At 76.5% G+C, this 17,088-nt stretch carries 18 protein-coding genes; 5 read left to right on the forward strand and 13 right to left on the reverse strand.

Features of this window, described 5'->3' with window-relative positions:
* Positions 1-69: 69 nt before the first annotated feature.
* From BMY88_RS12840 to BMY88_RS12880, 9 genes are all read right to left on the reverse strand, one after another.
* Positions 70-786, reverse strand: a complete 717-nt coding sequence (locus BMY88_RS12840; protein WP_244524653.1) for a Trp biosynthesis-associated membrane protein — start codon at positions 784-786, stop codon at positions 70-72.
* 32 nt (positions 787-818) lie between these two features.
* A complete protein-coding gene (locus tag BMY88_RS12845) occupies positions 819-2,342 on the reverse strand; it encodes an anthranilate synthase component I (RefSeq protein ID WP_091943734.1) in 1,524 nt (507 codons plus the stop codon).
* On the reverse strand, positions 2,339-2,713 hold the full coding sequence (hisI, locus tag BMY88_RS12850; protein WP_139220468.1) for a phosphoribosyl-AMP cyclohydrolase: 375 nt from the start codon (positions 2,711-2,713) through the stop codon (positions 2,339-2,341). Before hisI ends, BMY88_RS12845 begins: the two co-directional genes overlap by 4 nt.
* A 48-nt stretch (positions 2,714-2,761) precedes the next feature.
* Entirely contained in the window at positions 2,762-3,517 is a 756-nt protein-coding gene (locus BMY88_RS12855; protein WP_091943736.1) for a hypothetical protein, read from the reverse strand.
* A 35-nt stretch (positions 3,518-3,552) separates the two neighbouring features.
* Positions 3,553-5,205: an FAD-binding dehydrogenase gene (locus BMY88_RS12860; protein ID WP_091943738.1), complete on the reverse strand. Its 1,653-nt coding sequence runs from the start codon at positions 5,203-5,205 to the stop codon at positions 3,553-3,555.
* Between the two features lie 10 nt (positions 5,206-5,215).
* On the reverse strand, positions 5,216-5,779 hold the full coding sequence (locus BMY88_RS12865; protein ID WP_091943739.1) for a hypothetical protein: 564 nt from the start codon (positions 5,777-5,779) through the stop codon (positions 5,216-5,218).
* A 54-nt stretch (positions 5,780-5,833) separates the two neighbouring features.
* Positions 5,834-6,292, reverse strand: a complete 459-nt coding sequence (locus BMY88_RS12870) for a hypothetical protein (RefSeq protein WP_139220469.1) — start codon at positions 6,290-6,292, stop codon at positions 5,834-5,836.
* A 99-nt stretch (positions 6,293-6,391) separates the two neighbouring features.
* A complete protein-coding gene (locus tag BMY88_RS12875) occupies positions 6,392-8,218 on the reverse strand; it encodes an ABC transporter ATP-binding protein (RefSeq protein ID WP_244524654.1) in 1,827 nt (608 codons plus the stop codon).
* Entirely contained in the window at positions 8,215-9,990 is a 1,776-nt protein-coding gene (locus BMY88_RS12880) for an ABC transporter ATP-binding protein (RefSeq protein WP_091943743.1), read from the reverse strand. The genes BMY88_RS12875 and BMY88_RS12880 overlap by 4 nt, the downstream gene beginning before the upstream one ends.
* A gap of 110 nt (positions 9,991-10,100) precedes the next feature.
* Here BMY88_RS12880 and BMY88_RS12885 point away from each other — a divergent pair, with 110 nt between their 5' ends.
* Positions 10,101-10,706 (forward strand): TIGR03085 family metal-binding protein, encoded by a 606-nt coding sequence (locus BMY88_RS12885; RefSeq protein WP_091943745.1) that lies wholly within the window; start codon positions 10,101-10,103, stop codon positions 10,704-10,706.
* Positions 10,707-10,748: 42 nt separating this feature from the next.
* Here BMY88_RS12885 and BMY88_RS12890 read toward each other — a convergent pair whose 3' ends face one another.
* The 4 genes from BMY88_RS12890 to priA form a co-directional block, all read right to left on the reverse strand.
* Positions 10,749-11,723, reverse strand: coding sequence for a methyltransferase (locus tag BMY88_RS12890; protein WP_170861091.1), 975 nt, complete (start codon positions 11,721-11,723; stop codon positions 10,749-10,751).
* Between the two features lie 65 nt (positions 11,724-11,788).
* Complete coding sequence (hisF, locus tag BMY88_RS12895) at positions 11,789-12,583, reverse strand: imidazole glycerol phosphate synthase subunit HisF (protein WP_091943748.1); 795 nt, start codon at positions 12,581-12,583, stop codon at positions 11,789-11,791.
* Positions 12,580-12,972: a RidA family protein gene (locus tag BMY88_RS12900; protein ID WP_091943750.1), complete on the reverse strand. Its 393-nt coding sequence runs from the start codon at positions 12,970-12,972 to the stop codon at positions 12,580-12,582. Before BMY88_RS12900 ends, hisF begins: the two co-directional genes overlap by 4 nt.
* On the reverse strand, positions 12,969-13,700 hold the full coding sequence (priA, locus tag BMY88_RS12905) for a bifunctional 1-(5-phosphoribosyl)-5-((5-phosphoribosylamino)methylideneamino)imidazole-4-carboxamide isomerase/phosphoribosylanthranilate isomerase PriA (protein WP_091943754.1): 732 nt from the start codon (positions 13,698-13,700) through the stop codon (positions 12,969-12,971). Before priA ends, BMY88_RS12900 begins: the two co-directional genes overlap by 4 nt.
* Before the next feature lie 133 nt (positions 13,701-13,833).
* Here priA and BMY88_RS12910 point away from each other — a divergent pair, with 133 nt between their 5' ends.
* From BMY88_RS12910 to BMY88_RS12925, 4 genes are all read left to right on the forward strand, one after another.
* Positions 13,834-14,655: a mycofactocin-coupled SDR family oxidoreductase gene (locus tag BMY88_RS12910; protein ID WP_091943756.1), complete on the forward strand. Its 822-nt coding sequence runs from the start codon at positions 13,834-13,836 to the stop codon at positions 14,653-14,655.
* A 79-nt stretch (positions 14,656-14,734) separates the two neighbouring features.
* Positions 14,735-15,334 carry a nitroreductase family protein gene (locus tag BMY88_RS12915; RefSeq protein ID WP_091943759.1) on the forward strand — a complete coding sequence of 200 codons (600 nt, stop codon included), beginning with the start codon at positions 14,735-14,737 and terminating at the stop codon, positions 15,332-15,334.
* A gap of 56 nt (positions 15,335-15,390) precedes the next feature.
* Complete coding sequence (locus BMY88_RS12920) at positions 15,391-16,599, forward strand: phosphotransferase family protein (protein WP_091943761.1); 1,209 nt, start codon at positions 15,391-15,393, stop codon at positions 16,597-16,599.
* Positions 16,600-16,706: 107 nt separating this feature from the next.
* Entirely contained in the window at positions 16,707-17,039 is a 333-nt protein-coding gene (locus BMY88_RS12925; protein ID WP_091943763.1) for a hypothetical protein, read from the forward strand.
* Positions 17,040-17,088 lie beyond the last annotated feature (49 nt).

Consider the following 17,088-nt stretch of genomic DNA (forward strand, 5'->3'; position numbering starts at 1 on the left):
GCGACGCAGATCACGTGTGTACGCCCTGGTGCGGGGTACGTGCGCCCCTTCTGCCCGTCGCGCACCACTCTAGAGGCGGCGTCCGTCGTCCCCGGCCGGGGGTGGCGCCGTGTCCCTGCCGGCGGCCGTGTCCCCGCCGGCGGCCGGGTCCGCACCCGTGCCCGGGTCCGCACCGGTCGTCGGGTCCTCGCCCCGGTCCAGCGCGCGCCACGCATCGAGCGCGCGGTCCTCGCGGCTGCGCTCCGCCGCCGGCGCGGCAGCCCGCCCGGCGACGGCGGCGGGCGCGGCGGCCTCCGCCCGCTCGTACCGGCGGCCCATACCGCTCCAGCCCGGGCCCCGCAGGACCGTGAGCGCGCCCGCCGCGATCCCGAGCACGCCGGCGACCAGGGCCAGCGCGGGCCAGGCGGCCGACCGGCTCACCGCCAGCGCGGTGGCGCCCGCCGCGGCCCCGTCGGAGAGGTCCGCCAGGCCCGGGTCGGCGACCAGCGACCGCAGCCCCGACCACAGGAGCGTGCCGCCGCCGACACAGGCCAGCAGCCCCACCACCTGCCGTCCGCGGCCGCGGACGGCCACCACCGCGACCGCCGCCGCCAGCAGCAGGAGACCGCACGCCGGCACCAGCGGCGCCAGGGCGCTGCCGTCGAGCGCCTCGGTGACCGGCGGCAGCGGCGCGCGCCGGGTGACCGTGGCCGTGGCCCAGGTCTGCCCGCCGGCCGAGAGCGCGAGCCCACCGGCCATGGCGAGCCCGGCCACCGCGGCCGTCAGCTCACGCCGCTGTCCGCTCACGATGCCCCCGGTTCGCCGCCGCGGCGCTCCGCTCACGGGAACTCCCGCATCCCCTCGGCCGCCGCGATCGCCGTCAGCACCGCTCGCGCCTTGTGCCGGGTCTCGGCCTCCTCGGTGGCCGGGTCGCTGTCGGCCACGATCCCGGCACCGGCCTGCACGTACGCCCGTCCCTGGTGCAGCACCGCCGTCCGGATGGCGATCGCCATGTCGAGGTCGCCGCTGGCGTCGACGTAGCCGACGGTGCCCGCGTAGAGGGCCCGCCGGGTCGGCTCCAGCGACTCGATGATCTCCATGGCCCGCGGCTTGGGCGCGCCGGAGACCGTGCCCGCCGGGAAGGTCGCGTCGAAGACGTCGAGGGCGTCCCACTCCGGCGCCACCTCACCGGCGACCGTCGAGACCAGGTGCATCACGTGGCTGTAGTGCTCGATCCGCATGAAGTCGGGCACCTCGACGGTGCCGGGCACGCACACCCGCCCGAGGTCGTTGCGCGCCAGGTCCACGAGCATCACGTGCTCCGCCCGCTCCTTGGGGTCGGCCAGCAGGCCCTCGGCCAGCCGGGCGTCCTCCTCCGGCGTCGCCCCCCGCGGCCGGGTGCCGGCCGGCGGGTGCACCACCGCGGAGCGGCCGGTGACGGTGACCAGCGCCTCCGGGGAGGAGCCGACGACGTCGAACGGCGTCTCGCGGCCCGCGAAGCGCAGCAGGTACATGTACGGCGAGGGGTTGGTCGCCCGCAGCACCCGGTACAGGTCGAGGGCGTCGACCTTCGTGGCCACCTCGAAGCGCTGGGCCAGCACCACCTGGAAGGCGTCGCCGGCGCGGATGTGCTCCCGCACCCGCTCCACGCCCTCGGCGTAGACCCCCGGCGCCATGTTGCTCGTGACCGGGGGCGGGTCGGCGGGGGTGAACGCCGCGAGCCCACCCGGCGCGGACGTCGCCAGCGCCGACGCCATGGCGTCGATCCGGGCGACGGCGTCGTCCCAGGCCGCGCCGGGGTCGCCGTCGGCGCGCAGCACGTTGGCGATGAGCAGGACGCTGCCGTCGGTGTGGTCGACGACGGCCAGGTCGGTCACGAGCAGCAGCGCGAGCTCGGGCATGCCGAGGTCGTCGGTGGCCAGCTCGGGCAACCGCTCCAGCCTGCGGACGACGTCGTAGCCCAGGTACCCGACGAGCCCCCCGGTCAGCGGCGGCAGGCCGGGGGTCCGGGGCGTGCGCAGCCGGCGGGCCAGCGTGCGGACCGCGGCCAGCGGATCCGCCGGCAGGTCGTCGGTCAGCCCGGGCAGCGGATCGCCCAGCCACTCGCTGACGCCGTCGGTCTCGGTGAGCACCCCGGCGCTGCGGACGCCGACGAAGCTGTACCGCGCCCACTGCCGGCCCTGCTCGGCCGACTCCAGCAGCACGGTGCCGGGGCGGTCACCGGCCAGCGTGCGGTAGACCCCGACGGCGGTCAGCCCGTCGGCGAGCAGCCGCCGGACCACCGGCACCATGACCCCGCCCGCCCCCGGCCGATCGAGCGCCGCGAAGTCCGCGCGGCTCGGGTAGGTCTCCCCCAGCCTCATGAGGGGGACCCCGCGGTGGCCGGCAGCGTCCGGAAGAAGCAGCTGCGCTCGCCGGTGTGGCAGGCCGGGCCCTCCTGGTCGACGAGGACGAGGAGGGCGTCGCCGTCGCAGTCCAGCCGCACGTTCCGCACCCACTGGCGGTGACCCGAGGTCTCGCCCTTCACCCAGTACTCCCCGCGGCTGCGCGACCAGTAGGTGGCCCGGCCGGTGGTGAGGGTGCGGTGCAGCGCCTCGTCGTCCATCCACGCGACCATGAGCACCTGGCCGCTGTCGTGCTGCTGCACGACGGCGGCCACCAGACCGTCGGGGTCGCGGCGCAGGAGCGCGGCGACCTCCGGGTCGAGGGCGGGGGCGGGCGGGACGGCGGTCATGCCGCGATTCTCCCCGGCCGCGCACCGCTGCCCGACACCGGCGTCGGCTCAGCCCCTCGCCCGCCCGGGGTCGAACCACTCCCGACCCGCGCGGGAGACCAGAAGCCCCAGCCCCACGGCGGGGCTCGCGGCGAACACGACCGCGCCGAAGACGAACACCGGGACGGCGTCCTCGGACCCGCGGACGTCGCCGAGCAGGCCGACGATGCGGATCGCCCAGTAGAGGGCCAGCAGCACCTGCACGCCCAGCGCCCCCAGCAGGGCCAGCCAGGTGCCGCGGTCGCGCCGGGTCAGCGCGAGCACCCCGGCCGTCACCAGGGCCACGCAGGAGGCGAACTGCACCCAGGCCAGCACGCGCGCCTCGTCGGCGAGCGCGGCGGCCTCGGGGTCGATGGCGCCGTCGATGTCGAAGTCGATGCCCAGCACCGAGGCGAACAGCAGCAGGTAGGCCGAGGCGAAGGCCACGATCGCCGCCTGCACGATGGCCAGCACGGCGGCGGTCACGACCTGGCCGGGGCGGCGGGGCCCGAGCGGCCCGGGCGGCGGCCAGCCGTACCCCGGTGCGCCGTACGCCGGTGCCCCGTACCCCGGCGGCCCGTAGCCCGGTGCGCCGTAGGGGGCCACGGGCGGCGCCGGGTAGGGCGCCCCCGCGTAGGGCGCGGGGTAGGTGCCCGCGCCGTACGGGACCGGGTACCCGGCGGGCGTCGCCGCGGTCGGGGGCCAGGCGGGCGGGCCGCCGTAGGGGGCGCCCTCCTCGGTGGGGGTGTCGGGATCGGACCAGGGGTCGCGGGGCGGCCCGCCCAACGGGCCGAACGGTTCGTTCTCGCGGGGCGGCCCGCTCACAGGGCCGCCGCCAGGGCGCGGCCCGCCGTGCGCCCCGAGAACAGGCAGCCCCCGAGGAAGGTGCCCTCCAGCGAGCGGTAGCCGTGCATGCCGCCGCCGCCGAAGCCGGCGACCTCCCCGGCCGCGTACAGGCCGGGGAACGGCTCGCCGCCGGGTCGCAGCACCCGGCCGGACAGGTCGGTCTCCAGGCCGCCGAGGGTCTTGCGGGTCAGCAGGTTGAGCCGGACGGCGATCAGCGGGCCGGCCGCGGGGTCGAGCAGGCGGTGCGGCGGCGCGACCCGGATCAGCTTGTCGCCGAGGTAGCTGCGGGCGCCGCGGACCGCGGTGATCTGCAGGTCCTTGGTGAACGGGTGCGCGATCTCGCGGTCGCGGGCCACGACCTCCGCCTCGACCGTGGCGAGGGAGAGCTCCGGCTGCCCACCGGTGATCCGGTTCATGCCCGCCACGAGGTCGGGCAGCGTGCGGGCGACGACGAAGTCCTCCCCGCGGTCCAGGAACGCCTGCACGGACCCGGAGACGCCGGAGCGCACCCGGTCGAGCAGGAGCTTGACGTCCTTGCCGGTGAGGTCGGGGTTCTGCTCGGACCCCGAGAGCGCGAACTCCTTCTCGACGATCTTCTGCGTCGCCACGAACCAGGTGTGCTCGTGGCCGGTCTGCCCGATGTGGGCGAGCGTGCCGAGCGTGTCGAACCCGGGGAACAGCGGCACGGGCAGCCGCGCACCGGTGGCGTCCAGCCACAGCGAGGAGGGCCCGGGCAGGATGCGGATCCCGTGCTGCGCCCACACCGGCGAGTGGTTGGCGATGCCCTCGGTGTAGTGCCACATGCGGTCCCGGTTGATCAGGTGCGCCCCGGCCGCCTCGGTCGCCTCGAGCATGTGCCCGTCGACGTGCGCGGGGACGCCGGACAGCAGCCGCCGCGGCGCGGGCCCGAGCCGGGCCGGCCAGTTGCGGCGGACCAGCTCGTGGTTGCCGCCGATCCCGCCGGAGGTGACGACGACGGCCTGCGCGCCGATCTCGAACGGCTCGACCTCGACGCGGGAGCTGGCCTCGCCCCGGGCCACGCCGCTGGCCTCCAGCACCGCCCCCCGCACCCCGGTGACGGCCCCGTCGCCGATCACCAGCTCGGAGACCCGGTGCCGGAAGCGCAGCTCGACCTGGCCGCGGTCGACCGCCTCGCGGACCCGGCGGGCGAAGGGCGCCACGATGGCCGGGCCGGTGCCCCACACGATGTGGAAGCGGGGCACCGAGTTGCCGTGCCCGGTGGCGGTGTAGCCGCCGCGCTCGGCCCAGCCGACGACCGGGAAGAAGCCGATGCCCTGCGAGCGCAGCCAGGAGCGCTTCTCCCCCGCCGCGAACTGCAGGTAGGCCTCGGCCCACTGGCGCGGCCAGTGGTCCTCCGGCCGGTCGAACGCGGCGGTGCCCAACCAGTCCTGGCGGGCCAGCTCCAGCGAGTCGTGCACGCGCAGGCGGCGCTGCTCCGGGGAGTCGACCAGGAAGAGCCCGCCGAAGGACCACCACGCCTGGCCGCCGAACGAGGCCTCCGGCTCCTGCTCCAGCAGCACGACCCGCTTGCCGGCGTCGGCCAGCTCCGCGGTCGCCACCAGCCCGGCCAGACCGGCTCCCACCACGACGACGTCTGTCTCGCTCACGGGCAGGACGCTAGCGGGCGGCGGTGTCCCGGCGGCGGCCGAACGGGGCCGGGACGCCGCGCCGCGGACCCGGAACGCCCCGCCGCGGCGCGGTCCACTCCCGGATCGGCCGGCCCGCGGACAGGACGAGGCAGCCCACCGGGCCGACCAGCATCGCCAGCGCCCACCACACCTCCTCCGCCCCGCCCAGGGCGCCGAACAGCAGCGCCAGGCCGAGCAGGAACAGCAGCGGGACCGTGCTGGCCGCGGCCAGCACCAGCCAGGCCCGGGGCCGGCCCCGGTGGACGAGCACCGCCCCCGCGAGCGCCCAGACGGCGGCCGCGACCGCGAGCAGCACGAACCAGTGCAGCTCCCGGTCCGGAGCCCACACCAGCCACCCGAGGTAGAGCTCCTCGAGGGCGACCAGGACGGCGAAGGCGACGGCGAACGGGACGGTCAGCGGCCGCTGCGGGGCGGCCGGGCCGCGGACGCCGGCGCGGGCCAGCGGGTGCGGGGCCGCCGGGCGGGGACCGCTGCGACCGGCGACCGGCCGACCGCGCGCTGCCCGCGGGGACCGGCGGGGGGCGGGTGGCATGGCCGGAGCGTAGGAGGACCGGCAGGGACCGGCAGGGGCCGGCGGCGTCCGGCCTCAGGCCGGAGGGGGCACCCGGCCGGGCCGGCCGGCCAGCCAACGGCCCACCGGAGGCCGCAGGGCGATGGCGGCGGCCACCACCGGGCACAGCGCCAGCAGCAGCGGCCACGCCCCGACCGGCTCCCCCGCCGAGCTGCCGACCCCGATGATCGTCAGCCCCGCGCCGACCGCGGCCGCCGCCCCGACGACGAGCCAGACCCGGCTGCGCCCGGCCAGGAGCAGCAGCGACCCGACCAGCACCAGCAGCGGGGCGAGGAACAGCGGATAGATCCACGGGTCGCGCGCCGTGTCGGAGTCCAGGCCGCCGAGGGCGTAGATGACGAAGACGGTGAAGGCGAGCGGCACGACCCCGAACAGCCCGACACCCGCGGCCACGGCCGCCTGCCAGGGCATGCGGCCCGCTCCCCAGGGCCGGAAGAAGCCGGGACGGTCGGCCGCGGCACTGGAGGAGGGCACCGCCGCAGGCTAGTTGAAGGACCCCACCGCCCCCCACCACTCGCACGCTCGCGGCGGGCCCCTGCGGCGGGGCCGCGACGGGTCGTCGGGGCGCCCCGCTCAGCCGACCGGTTCGGTCTGCCCGCTCGACGACCGGCGCCACGAGGCGTGCAGCCGGGCGTAGGGGCCCTCGACGTCGACCAGGTCGGCGTGGCTGCCGCGCTGGACGACCCGGCCCTCGTCGACGACGAGCACCTCGTCGGCGCGCTCGGCGGTCGAGAGGCGGTGGGCGATGGTGAGCGTCGTCCGGCCGCTGGTGAGCCGGTCGAGCGCGGCGGTGAGCCGGCGCTCGGTGGCCGGATCGACGGCGCTCGTGGCCTCGTCCAGCACCAGCAGGTCGGGGTCGCCCACGTAGGCCCGGGCGATCGCCACCAGCTGCCGCTCGCCGGCCGAGAGCGACTCACCGCGCTGCCCGACGGGGGTGTCCACCCCGGCGGGCAGCCCGGCCAGCCAGTCGCCGAGGCCGAGGTCGGTGAAGGCCTCGGTCACCTCCGCGTCGGTGAGGCCGGGCCGGCCGTAGCGCACGTTGGCGGCGACGCTCGCGTCGAACAGGTAGCCGTCCTGGGGCACCATCACCACCCGCCGGCGCAGGGAGGCGAAGGCGACCTCGTCCAGCGGCACCCACCCGGCGGCCGGCGACCCGAGCAGCAGTCGCCCCTCGGTGGGGTCCATCAGCCGGGTGACCAGCTTGGCGAAGGTCGTCTTCCCCGAGCCCGTCTCCCCCACGATCGCCACCCGCCGGCGGGGCACGAGCTCCAGGTCGACGCCGCTGAGGGCGGGCCGGGCGTCGGGCGCGTAGCGGAAGCCGACGCCCTCGAAGCGGACGCCCAGCGGGCCGTCGGGCAGGTCCCGGGCGGCGGCGCCGTCCGCGGCGGGGTCGCGCACGTCGGGCTCGGTGTCGAGGACGTCGAGCACCCGACGGAAGCCGGCGACCGCGTTCTGGGCCTCGTTGAGCACCTCGCTGGCGGTCTGCACCGGCGCCACGAACAGCGAGACGAGGAAGAGGAAGGCGATGAGGGTGCCGGGCGTGATGTCGCCGGCGAGGCCGAGGAGGACGCCGACGACGATGACCGCGGCGTTGGCGAACGAGGCCACGAGCTCACCGCTGACGAAGACCGCCGCCGTCGTCTTCTGGGCCTCGACCTGGGCGCGGTAGTGCCGGTCGATGGCGGCGTCGAGGCGGGCGGCGGTGCGCTCGCGCACGCCGTAGGCGCGCACCGTGGAGGCGCCGACGACCGCCTCGGAGACGGCGGCCAGCACGTCGCCCACGCGCTCGCGGACCACGCCGTAGACGGTGGCGAGCTTCCGGGCGAAGAACCGCACGGCGAAGGCCAGGGGCACGAAGCAGGCCAGCACCAGCAGCGTCAGCTGCCACGAGTACACGAACATCACGACTGTCGCGACGATCAGCTGGCCGAGGCTCACCACCCCCAGCACGCCGCCCCACTGCATGAACGTGGACAGCTGGTCGACGTCGCTGGTCACCCGCGACACCAGCGAGCCGCGGCGCTGCCCCTGCTGGTGCAGCACCGACAGGTCGTGGACGTGGCGGAAGGCGCGGGTGCGGAGGCCCGCCAGGGCCGTCTCGGTGGTGCGGAACAGCCGCACGTTCATCCGGAACACCGCGAAACCGGTGATCACCACGACGACCGCGCACAGGGCCACCGTGGTGCGCACGAAGTCCATGTCGGGCCCACCGGGCGCGGCCAGGCCGCGGTCGATGACCTGCTGGACGGCGATCGGCACCACGACCCGGCCCGCGGTGGCGACCAGCGCGAGGCCGAACGTCGCGGGCAGCCCGCGGCGGAACTCCGGCATCATCCGCAGCCCGCGGCGCAGGGTGCGCAGGGCGCCCTCGGACCGCCCGGTGATCTCCGCGGTGGTCACGCGACCACCTCGTCGTGGGAGTAGGCGCGCACGAGCGCCGCGTAGCCGGGGACCTCGGCCAGCAGCTGGTCGTGGCTGCCGCGGGCCAGCACCCGGCCGCCCTCCAGCCACACCACCTCGTCGGCCAGCGCGATCGTCGCCTGCCGGTAGGCGACCACCACCACCGTCGCCGGCGGATCGGTGTCGCGCAGGGCGTCGAGGATCCGGGCCTCCACGGACGGGTCGACGGCGCTGGTCGCGTCGTCCATCACGAGCAGCCGGGGGCGGCGGACGACCGCCCGGGCCAGCGCGATCCGCTGCCGCTGCCCGCCGGACAGGCTCGCGCCGCGCTCGCCGACCCGGGTGTCCATGCCGTCGGGCAGGCGGGCGACGAAGTCGTCGGCGGCCGCCGTGCGCAGGGCGGCGAGCACCTCGGCGTCGGAGAAGTCGGCGCCGAGGGTGACGTTGCCGCGCACCGTGTCGTCGAACAGGAAGGTGCCCTGCGCGACGAACGCGGCCGCCCCGCTGAGCTCGCCCTCGCGCAGCCGGCGCAGGTCCAGCCCGTCCAGCAGCACGGTGCCGTCGGCCGGGTCGACCAGCCGGACGAGCAGGCCCGCCAGCGTGGACTTGCCCGACCCGGTCGGCCCGACGACGGCGACCGTCGTCCCGGCGGGGACGTCGAAGGTGACGTCGGAGAGCGTCGGGCGGGAGACGCCGTCGAAGGTGTAGCCGACGCCGTCCAGGGTCAGCACCGCGCCGCCCGCGGCCGCCACGGCGGACTCGGTGCCGTAGGGCGTCTCCCCGGTCGCGGCGAGCACCGGCGTCACCCGGTCGAAGCCGGCCAGCGCGCGCGGCAGGTCGGCGAGCACCCAGCCGATCGCGCGGATCGGCAGCGCGAGCAAGGTGAACAGGTAGGCGACCGAGACCAGGTCACCGGCGCCGGTCGCGCCGTCGGCCACCCGGCCGGCGCCGACCAGCAGGACGGCGAGGGTGCCGAGGTTGGGCAGCGCCTCCATCAGCGGGTCGAACAGCCCGCGCACCCGGCCGACGGCCACCAGGCCGTCCCGCAGCTCGGTGGCCTTGCCGGCGAAGCGCCGCGTCTCGACGTCCTCCCGGCCCAGGGTCTTGACCACCAGGGCCGCGTCGAAGCTCTCGTGGGCGATCTCGCTGACCTCGGCGCGCAACTGCTGGGCCCGCTGCATCCGCGGGCTCATCACCTGCGAGTAGACGACGTTGACCACGAACACCAGCGGGAAGACGACCAGTCCGATCACCGCCAGCAGCGGGTCGGTGACCACCAGGGCGCCGACGGTGATCGCGATCATCACCAGCGCGCCGACGGCGAAGGGCAGCGGCGAGACGAAGAACCAGGCCGCCTCGACGTCGGAGTTGGCGTTGGAGAGCAACTGGCCGGTGGGGTGGCGCTGGTGCCAGGCCAGCGGCAGGCGCAGGTACTGGCCGGTGACCCGGCGGCGGTAGTCGGCCTGCAGCCGGTAGCCCATGATCCCGGCGAACAGCCGCCGGCCCAGGATGCCGACGATCTTGAACAGCGCGACGCCGAGGATGGCGACCGCGGCCAGGGTGAGGGCCGCTGCGGTGGTGGCGCCCTCGTCGAAGGCCGGGAAGACGACGCGGTCGGTGATCTCCCCGATCACGTAGGCGCTGGCCACGGTCATCGCGCCGTACAGGCTGCTGGCGGCGACGGCCAGGGCGAACATGCCCGGCTGCTCGCGCACCGCGCGGCCGATGTGGCGGAAACCGCGCCGGACGACGGCGTCTCGGCGGCGGGACACGGCACTCCTCAGGTGATCGGGCGACGCTCGCGCGTCTCGTTAGGCACGCTAACCGCTCAACGCCCGGCCGGCCGCTGCATTCCGGCGTCGGGCCTGGTAGACCTCGCGCCGTGACGTCCTCCCCCGCCCCCCTGGCCATCCGCGAGCGCGCTGCCCTGGCCGACCTCCTCGACGCCGTCGGCCCGGACGCGCCGACCTGCTGCGAGGGCTGGACCAGCGCGCACCTCGCCGCCCACCTCGTCGTCCGCGACCGCAGGCCCGACGCCGGCCCCGGCTACGCCCTGGAGACGCTGCCGATCGGCAAGCGCCTGCACGCCCACTCGGCCCGGCTCGAGGAGGAGTACCGCACCCGGACGCCGTTCGCCCAGGTGGTGGCCGCCGTCCGGACCGGCCCGCCGAAGTGGACCCCCATGGGCATCCCCGCGCTGTCCAACCTCGTCAACGCCGGCGAGTACGCCATCCACCACGAGGACCTCCGCCGCGCCCAGCCGGGCTGGGAGCCCCGCGACCTCCCGCAGGCCGACCGCGACCAGCTGTGGCGCACCGCGACGCTGTTCGCCCGGCGCGTCCGCCGCGGACTGGTGCTGCGCCGCACCGACGTCCCGGGGGTGGAGAAGCGCATCGGCAAGGCCGGGACCACCCTGGCCGGCGACCCGATGGAGCTGCTGCTGTGGACCTCGGGCCGCACGGCCGTCGCCCGCGTCGAGCAGTCGTGAGCGGAGTCGCTCGGTGACGCTTTCCGTCACCGAGCGACTCCGTCACCGCGGGCGGGCCTCGAGCACGTGCACCCCGGCATCGGTCGCGACGTCGGCCGTGAGCCGCAGCCCCGCCGTGTGGAGCAGGGCGGCGTACTCCGCCGCGGTCCGCTCGCGACCGTGCAGCAGCACGAGCATGTGCAGGTCCATCCGCACCGCGGCGGGGTCGTCCACCGCCCGTTCCGGGAGCACCGCCTCGACGACCAGCAGCAGCGAGTCGGGCCGCATCGCCGCGCGGCACGTCCGCAGCACCTGCAGCGCCTCGGCGTCGTCCCAGTCGTGCAGCACGCGGGAGAGCAGGTAGGCGTCCGCCCCGCCGGGCACCTGCACGAAGAAGTCCCCGCCGACCGCGGTGAGGTCGCTGCCGTCGACGACCTCCGGCAGGTCGAACAGCATCAGCCGGGCGCGCGGCGCGCGGTCGCGCACCGCCCGCAGCAGGGTGCCCCGGCCGCCGCCGACGTCGACCACCGAGGCGAGGCCGGACACGTCGTAGGCGTCCACCACCGCCCTGGCCTCGCGGGCCGAACGGTCGGCCATCGACGCCTGGAAGGCGGCCCGCCGTTCCGGCTGCGCGGACAGGCTCGCGAAGAAGGCCTGCCCGTGCACGAGCTCGAACGGGGTGCCGCCGGTGCGGACCGCGTCGAGCAGGCCTGCCGCGGCGCCGTAGTAGACGTCGGCCCGGGCGGTCACCGCGCCGCGCATCGACGACGGGACGCCGGGCTGCAGCAGCCGGCCGGCGTCGGCGAGGGCGAACCGGCCGTCGGCGTGCTCGGCCAGCACCTCCTCCGCCGCCAGGCCGCGGAGCACCCGGCGCAGCGGGCCGGGGCGGGCGCCCAGCTCGGCGGCCAGGGCCTCGGCGTCCCGCGGTCCGGCGGCGAGCGCCTCGGGCACACCGAGGGCGACCGCGACGTGCAGCAACTGGGTGATCAGGTAGCCGTCGGCCAGCCGAGCCAGCCGATCGGGCGTCGAGCCGGGCACCGCGCCATGGTGGCAGCGCCGGGGACCGCGGCACGGGTCGCGGCGCATCGCCGGCCGCGCCGCTCCTAGGACCGCGGGTGGTCGGCCTCGCCGCGGACGGGGATGCCGGCGCCGGCCAGCGCGGCCTTGACCTCGCCGATCCGCATCTTCCCGAAGTGGAAGACGCTGGCGGCGAGCACCGCGTCGGCGCCGGCCTCCACCGCCGGGGCGAAGTGGTCCACCTCGCCCGCTCCTCCGCTGGCGATCACCGGCACGGTCACCTCGCGGCGCACCGCCCGGATCAGCTCCAGGTCGAAGCCCGCGAGCGTGCCGTCGGCGTCCATCGAGTTCAGCAGCACCTCGCCGACGCCCAGCGCGGCGGCCTGCACGACCCACTGCACGGCGTCGCGGCCGGTGCCGCGCCGCCCCCCGTGGGTGGTGATCTCGAAGCCGGAGTCGGTGACGGCGCCGTCGCGGCAGCGCCGGGCGTCGAGGGAGAGCACGAGCACCTGGTTGCCGAACCGGTCGGCGATCTCGCTGATCAGCTCCGGCCGGGCGACCGCGGCGGTGTTGACGGCGACCTTGTCGGCGCCGGCCCGCAGCAGCCGGTCGACGTCCTCGACGCCGCGCACCCCGCCGCCGACGGTGAGCGGGATGAAGACGCTCTCGGCGGTCCGGCGGACGACGTCGTAGGTGGTCTCCCGGTTGCCGGAGCTGGCGGTGATGTCGAGGAAGGTCAGCTCGTCGGCGCCCTCGGCGTCGTACACGCGCGCCATCTCCACCGGGTCACCGGCGTCGCGGAGGTCGACGAAGTTCACGCCCTTGACGACCCGGCCGGCGTCGACGTCCAGGCACGGGATCACCCGCACTGCCAGGCTCACGCTGCCGGCTCCCGCACCGCGTCGGCCTCGATCTCCACCAGCATCGCCGGGTCGATCAGCGCCGACACCTCGACCATCGTCGCCGCCGGCCGGATCACCCCGAAGACCTCCCCGTGGGCGCGGCCGACCTCCTCCCAGCGGCCGATGTCGGTGACGTACATCCGGGTGCGGACGACGTCGCCGAGGGTGAACCCGGCCCGCTCCAGCGACCGCGAGATGGTGGCCAGCACGTGCCGGGTCTGCGCCGCGGCGTCCCCGGGGTGGACGACGACGCCGTCCTCGGTCGCCGTCGTGCCGCTCACCCAGGCCGCGTCACCGCGGACGACGATCCGGCTGTAGCCGACGACCGGCTCCCACGGGTTGGCCGACCCCAGGTTCAGCACGGTCATGACGACTGCTCCGTCACCCGCAGCGCCTCCGGCAGCGTGAACGCGCCGGCGTACAGCGCCTTGCCCACGATCGCGCCCTCGACGCCGATCGCGGTCAGCCCGGCCAGCGCGCGGATGTCGTCGAGCGAGCTGACGCCGCCGGAGGCGATCACCGGCCGCGGGGTGGCGGCGCAGACCTCGCGGAGCAGGTCCAGGTTCGGCCCGCGCAGGGTGCCGTCCTTGGTGATGTCGGTGACCACGTAGCGGGCGCAGCCCTCGGCGTCCAGGCGGGCGAGGGTCTCGTAGAGCTCGCCGCCCTCGCGGGTCCAGCCGCGGGCGGCCAGCCGGGTGCCGCGCACGTCGAGGCCCACCGCGATCCGGTCACCGTGCTCGGCGATGGCGCGGGCGCACCAGTCGGGGGACTCCAGGGCCGCGGTGCCGAGGTTGACCCGGCGGCACCCGGTGGCCAGGGCCGCGGCCAGGGACTCGTCGTCGCGGATCCCGCCCGACAGCTCCACGTCGACGTCGAGCTCGCCGACCACGCGGGCCAGCAGCTCGCGGTTGCTGCCCCGGCCGAACGCGGCGTCCAGGTCGACCAGGTGCACCCACTCGGCGCCGTCGCGCTGCCAGGTCAGGGCCGCCTCGAGCGGGTCCCCGTAGGAGGTCTCGCTGCCGGCCTCCCCCTGCACCAGGCGCACGGCCTGGCCCTCGGCGACGTCGACGGCGGGGAGGAGCTGCAGCTTCGGCACGCAGCAAGGATATGGAGCGTTCCGCGGACCCCTTGCCGGCGGTCCGCGCGGCCCCGGTGGTACCGCCTCGCGGACCCGGGCATGGTGGGTCCCGGCCTCGCCGACGAGGCCGGTGCCTCGATGGGAGAACAGCATGACCGGACGGTTCACGGGCAAGGTCGCCTTCGTCACCGGTGCCGCGAGGGGGCAGGGCCGCGCGCACGCGGTCCGACTCGCCCGGGAGGGGGCCGACGTCCTCGCGCTCGACGTCGCCGGCCCGCTGCCGGCCGGGGTCCCCTACGACCCGGCCACCCCGGAGGACCTGGCGGAGACGGCGAAGCTCGTGGAGGCGCAGGACCGGCAGATCCTGACCCACCAGGGCGACGTGCGCGACCTCGAGGACATGACGGCGTTCGTCGAGCGGGGCGTCGCCGAGCTCGGCCGGCTCGACCTGGTCGTGGCCAACGCCGGCATCTGCATGCCCCAGACCTGGGACGAGATCACGCCGCAGAACTTCCGCGACACCATCGACATCAACGTCGTCGGGGTGTGGAACACCGTGATGGCCGCCGCGCCCCACGTCATCGCGGGCGGCAACGGCGGGGCGATGGTGCTGACCAGCTCCTACGCGGGCAAGAAGATGCAGCCGTTCATGATCCACTACACCACCAGCAAGCATGCCGTCACGGGGATGACCCGCGCCTTCGCCGCCGAACTGGGCAAGCACGGCATCCGGGTGAACTCGCTCCACCCCGGCGGCGTCGCCACTCCCATGGGCGGCGGCGACATGATGACCCAGATCGAGCGGACCAACGCGTCCAACCCGAAGCTCGCCGCCATGGGGACGACGTTCATCGAGCCGGCGTGGGCCGAGCCCGAGGAGATGGCCGACGCGGTCGCGTTCCTGCTCTCCGACGAGGCCCGGTTCATCACCGCCGAGCACCTGTCGGTGGACGGGGGCTCGCAGTACTTCTGACCGGTCGCGACACGCGGCCCGCGCGGGTCCCCCGAGGCCGCCGCGCGGGCCATACCGGCTGCAGTGCCAGGCTGGGGGCGTGGAGTTCGCCGAGGTCGTCCGCCGCCGCCGCATGGTCCGCGACTACGACCCGGACCGGCCGGTGCCCGCGGAGGTCCGCGACCGGCTGCTGGCGCACGCGATCCGCGCGCCCTCCGCCGGGTTCAGCCAGGGGTGGGCGTTCCTGGTCCTGGAGACCGACGCGGAGCGTGCCGCGTTCTGGGCGGCCACGACCGGGGAGGGCACCCCCGACCGCTGGCTGACCCGGATGCGCCGCGCCCCCCTCCTCGTCGTGCCCTTCTCCTGCAAGGACGCCTACCTGGACCGCTACGCCGAGCCCGACAAGGGCTGGACCGACCGCGACGAGGCCCGCTGGCCCGTGCCGTACTGGGACGTCGACACGGGCATGGCCGCCCTGCTGATGCTGCTGACCGCGGTCGACGAGGGCCTGGGCGCCTGCTTCTTCGGCGTTCCCGGGGAGCGGGTCGCGGCGCTGCGGGCGGCTTTCGGCGTGCCGGACACCCACCGGCCCGTCGGAGTCGTGGCCGTCGGCTACCCCGGCGACGGCGACCGGCGCTCCCCCTCGCTGCGTCGCGGCCGCCGCGGGGTGGACGAGGTCGTGCACCGCGGCCGATGGTGAGAGCGCCCTCATCCGGGTCTCACCGGGCCGTCACGGGCGCGGACCAGCCTGGCCCGGTGTCGACTGCCCTCACGGCCTCCTGGCCGCCGTCCCTGCAGGTCCTGCTCGGGCCGCCCGCCGCCGACGTGTGGGAGCCCGTGCTGGCCCCCCGGTCCGGTCGGCTCCTGGGCCTGCGCGCGAGCACGGTGTCGCTGCGCGCCGACGGGTCGGCGACCGTGCGGTACACCGCTGAGGTCGGCTGGGCCGACGGCCGCACCACCCGCGAGTCGCTGGCCGCCGTCACGGGCAGCCGGATCCCGCCCGGCGCCGCCGTCGTCGAGGGGCAGGTCGGGGAGGACGGCGCGACGGTGACGGTCGGCCTCTGGCGGTGGCCGGACGACCCGGCGCTGCCCGGCCTGTCCTGGGCGGCGTCGGCGGCGCGCACCGCGCAGCGGCTGGCGACCCTGGGCGTGGGGACCGGACCCGTCCGGCTGCGGCTGCGCGCCTACCGGCCGGGCCGCCGCGCCGTCGTCGAGGTGAGCGGGGCGACCGGCCGCTGGTTCCTCAAGGTCGTGCGGCCGGCGCACGCGGGCGCACTGGCCGCCCGGCACGCGGCGCTGTCCCCCGCCGTCCCCGTGCCGCCCGTGCTGGCCGCCACCGACGACGGCGTGCTCGTCCTACCGGCCCTGGAGGGCACCCCGATGCGGGCGGCGCTACGCGACGATCCCGCGGCGGTGCCCCGGCCGGCGGAGCTGGAGAGGCTGCTCGACGCGCTCCCCGTCGTCCGGGGGGACCGGCGCGCACCCGCCGATCCGGTGACGCGGGCCCGGTCGTACGCGACCGTGGTGGGGCTGACCCGGCCCGCGCTGGTGCCCCGGCTGGACCGGCTCGTCGCCGCGGTCGAGGAGGCGGTGCGGCCGCAGCCCGTCGTCGCTGTCCACGGCGACTTCTACGAGTCCCAGCTGCTGGTCGACGCCGGCCGCGTGGTGGGCTTGCTCGACGTCGACACCGCCGGGCCCGGGGCGCGGATCGACGACTGGGCCACCCTCCTGGGCCACCTCGCGCTGCTGGAGCAGCTCGGCGCGACCCCGGCGCCGGTGACCGCCTACCGGAGGCGGGTCGAGGCGCACCTGGCCGGGCGGTGGCCGGCCGGTGAGCTGCGGACGCGCGTCGCCGGCGTGCTGATCGGGCTGGCCACCGGCCCGTTCCGGGTGCAGCAGCCCGGCTGGGTCGAGGCGACGGAGGCCCGGGTGGGCCTGGCCGAGGAGTGGGCGGGCCCGGCCTGAGCGACTCCGCCGCCGATGAGAGCCCCCTCATCGGGCTCTCCCGCGGGCCTCATCGGCGGCGGCGAGGGTGGGGATGTCCGCGAGAACCGCACCTCAGGAGGAACCCCGTGACCCGACGCCCCGCGCCCTGGAAGATCGTCACCATCGGCACCGCCCTCACCGGGCTGGGCCTGGCCGGCGCCGGGGTCGCCGCCGCCGACGACGGCCCGGCGCCGGCCCCCGCGTCGATCGAGGTGGCCGCCGACGACACGGCGGACACCCCGGACGCGGCCGATGCGAGCCCGGACGCGCAGGCCGATGCTTCTCCGGAGACCGCCGACTCGCCCGCCGAGAGCGCCGTCGACAGCCCGGCCGACACCACCCCGGACGACGCCACCCCCGACGACGCCACCCCGGACGACGCCACCCCGGACGACACCGACACCCCCGGCGACGACTGAGCCGGCGACCGGGCCGCGGCCGGCGTCCCTCGGGGCGCCGGCCGCGGCC

It is taken from the genome of Trujillonella endophytica (assembly GCF_900110555.1).
Taxonomy (GTDB): domain Bacteria; phylum Actinomycetota; class Actinomycetes; order Mycobacteriales; family Geodermatophilaceae; genus Trujillonella; species Trujillonella endophytica.

Excerpts from the sequence above, each read along its gene's own strand:
- BMY88_RS12845 (WP_091943734.1), bottom strand. The coding sequence starts at position 2,342 with ATGAGGCTGGGGGAGACCTACCCGAGCCGCGCGGACTTCGCGGCGCTC.
- hisI (WP_139220468.1), bottom strand. The coding sequence starts at position 2,713 with ATGACCGCCGTCCCGCCCGCCCCCGCCCTCGACCCGGAGGTCGCCGCG.
- BMY88_RS12865 (WP_091943739.1), bottom strand. The coding sequence starts at position 5,779 with ATGCCACCCGCCCCCCGCCGGTCCCCGCGGGCAGCGCGCGGTCGGCCG.
- BMY88_RS12900 (WP_091943750.1), bottom strand. The coding sequence starts at position 12,972 with ATGACCGTGCTGAACCTGGGGTCGGCCAACCCGTGGGAGCCGGTCGTC.
- BMY88_RS12910 (WP_091943756.1), top strand. The coding sequence starts at position 13,834 with ATGACCGGACGGTTCACGGGCAAGGTCGCCTTCGTCACCGGTGCCGCG.